Below are 2,030 nucleotides of genomic sequence, written 5' to 3' on the forward strand. Positions count from 1 at the left end.
CGGTCGCCCGCGTCCCCGGGGACGGCGGTCCGGCCGTGCCCACGACCCCGGTCGCTCCGGCGCCCGCCGCGACCCGCCGCCCCGCGGCGACCGCGGACGACGACGGGATCACCGTCTGACGTCCTGCCCGGCGCCGTGCCCGCTGCCCGCCCGGCCTCGGTTCTCCGTCCTCAGGCCGGACCGGGGCGGGCGGCGGCGTACGCGCGCATCGCGGCCTCGACCAGGGCGACGGCGGCCCGCGGGTCGGCGACCTCGACGACCAGCCGGCTGTAGCGCTCGTCGGCGAGTTCCACGACCACGGCTCCGGCCGGGTTGTGCACGTCCCAGAACACCCACTCGCCCTGGGAGCGGAAGGTACCCGCGGTGATCACGCCGGGCAGGTGGGTGCCGCCCATCCTGATGCCCTTGGAGTCGTGGACGATGCCGGGGTCGGCGGTGGCGCCGCGGACGTTGGCCAGCGGGATCTCCAGGCGGCTCTTCAGCGCCCAGAGCTTGTCGAGTCCCTCGACCTCGACGATCAGGGTGTCGTCCACGATGGACAGCTGTGCCATCTGATGGCTCCTCGGGTGGGGTGGCGGGTGCGGTGGCAGGGTGCTCAGCGGGTGAGGCGGTCGGCCAGCGCCAGGACGGCGGCTGCGCCCGGGCGTCCCTCGGTGGCACGGCCGCGCAGCCGTACACCGAGCACGGTGGCGGCGAGGGCCTCGGCCAGGGGCGGCGGGGCGTCCTCACCGAGGACCCCGGTGAAGGCGGCCTCCAGTGCGGCGAGCCCTTCCTCGACCAGGGCGGCGGTGTCCGGGTCGAGCGGGGCCCGCTCGGCGGCGGAGAGCAGCAGCAGCCCGGCCGCCGGCCCGCTGTCGTACGCGGCGGCGGCCTGCGCCAGGGCGGCGGGCAGGTGCGCGGCCTCGGCGACCGCCCGGGTCAGCGGCAGCACGTCCCGGTCGAGGTGGCGGCGGAGCGCGGCCAGGTAGAGGCCGCGCTTGCTGCCGAACACCTTGTACAGACTGCCCCGGTGCACGCCGAGCGCGCCCACCAGGTCGTCCACCGACGTGCCCTCGAAGCCGTGCGCGGCGAACAGCCGGGCAGCGGCCTCGACGGCCTCGTCCTCGTCGAAGGCGCGTGGTCGTCCCATGTCCGGAACCGTAGCGAGTTGAAGAACGGTCAGTCAAGAACGATCGTTCAACAACCCGGTACCGCGCAGAGCCGGCACGTGCGCCCGCGCCTCTGCAACCGGCCGCCCCCGATGGATCAGCCCGCCAGGACCTCCTGCAGGGCGGCCGCCTCGCGGACGGCGCGAGAGGAGCCACCGCGGGCGGCCAGGGACGTGACCTCCCGGATCGCGCCGCGGGCGGTGCAGCGGCGGGCGCAGTCGGCGGCCACCGCCAGCAGGTCGCCGATGCCGCGCGGCGGCTCGCCGGCCAGCAGCTGCGGCAGGGCTGCGGCCAGGACCGACCAGACGGTGCCGTGGGCGCCGGTGTCGGCTGCGGCGCGCAGCGAGTCGGTCAGGCGGTTGGGCTTCACCGGGCCGAGAGCGACGAGTTCGGCGCTCTCCCGGCCGAGCAGGGCGCCGTCCAGGTCGCCGCGGGCGGCCAGCACCAGCAGGGCGTCCACCGCGGCCGTCCGGTCCTCCCGGTGGCGGGCACCGAGGCCGTAGGCGAGCGCGAGGTGCACGGCGGGGCCGGCCGGGCCGCCGGCCTCGGCGAGTGCGGGAAGCAGCTGCGGGGCGCCCCGTTCGTCGAAGTCCGCGGCTGCGGCGAAGCGTTCGATCAGGCGGGCGGCGGTCTCCTCGCGGTGGTGCGGCAGGATCGCCGTCCACCGTTCGGAGGCCGGCGGGGTCCACCAGGTGTCGCGCCGTCCGCCGTGCCGGTCGGCGGAGTCGAGCAGCCGCTCGGCGTCGGCGGGCAGGCCCGCGCCGGCGGCCTCCTGGTCGATCAGGCGGCGGGTGGTGGAGAGCCGGCGGCCGTCCGGTCCGCGTCCGGCGGAGGGCGCCCGCACCCGGGTGGGGCGGCGCGGCAGGCCGCCGTCGCGCAGCC

Annotated in this window: 3 protein-coding genes; all 3 read right to left on the reverse strand. The window is 77.4% G+C overall.

Features of this window, described 5'->3' with window-relative positions; translation table 11 throughout:
- Positions 1-170: 170 nt before the first annotated feature.
- Complete coding sequence (locus KSNIM_RS08900) at positions 171-551, reverse strand: hypothetical protein (RefSeq protein WP_263102681.1); 381 nt, start codon at positions 549-551, stop codon at positions 171-173.
- 44 nt (positions 552-595) lie between these two features.
- Positions 596-1,129 (reverse strand): TetR/AcrR family transcriptional regulator, encoded by a 534-nt coding sequence (locus KSNIM_RS08905; RefSeq protein WP_263102682.1) that lies wholly within the window; start codon positions 1,127-1,129, stop codon positions 596-598.
- 116 nt (positions 1,130-1,245) lie between these two features.
- Positions 1,246-2,030 (reverse strand): DUF6493 family protein (locus tag KSNIM_RS08910; protein WP_263102683.1); only part of this gene is annotated, 785 nt, incomplete at its 5' end.

Origin of the sequence: Kitasatospora sp. DSM 101779 (assembly GCF_025655475.1) — a bacterium.
In the GTDB taxonomy this organism is placed as follows: Bacteria; Actinomycetota; Actinomycetes; order Streptomycetales; family Streptomycetaceae; genus Kitasatospora.

What these genes read in the sequence shown, in the direction of transcription:
- KSNIM_RS08900 (WP_263102681.1), bottom strand. Translation starts at nt 551, where the DNA reads ATGGCACAGCTGTCCATCGTGGACGACACCCTGATCGTCGAGGTCGAG.
- KSNIM_RS08905 (WP_263102682.1), bottom strand. Translation starts at nt 1,129, where the DNA reads ATGGGACGACCACGCGCCTTCGACGAGGACGAGGCCGTCGAGGCCGCT.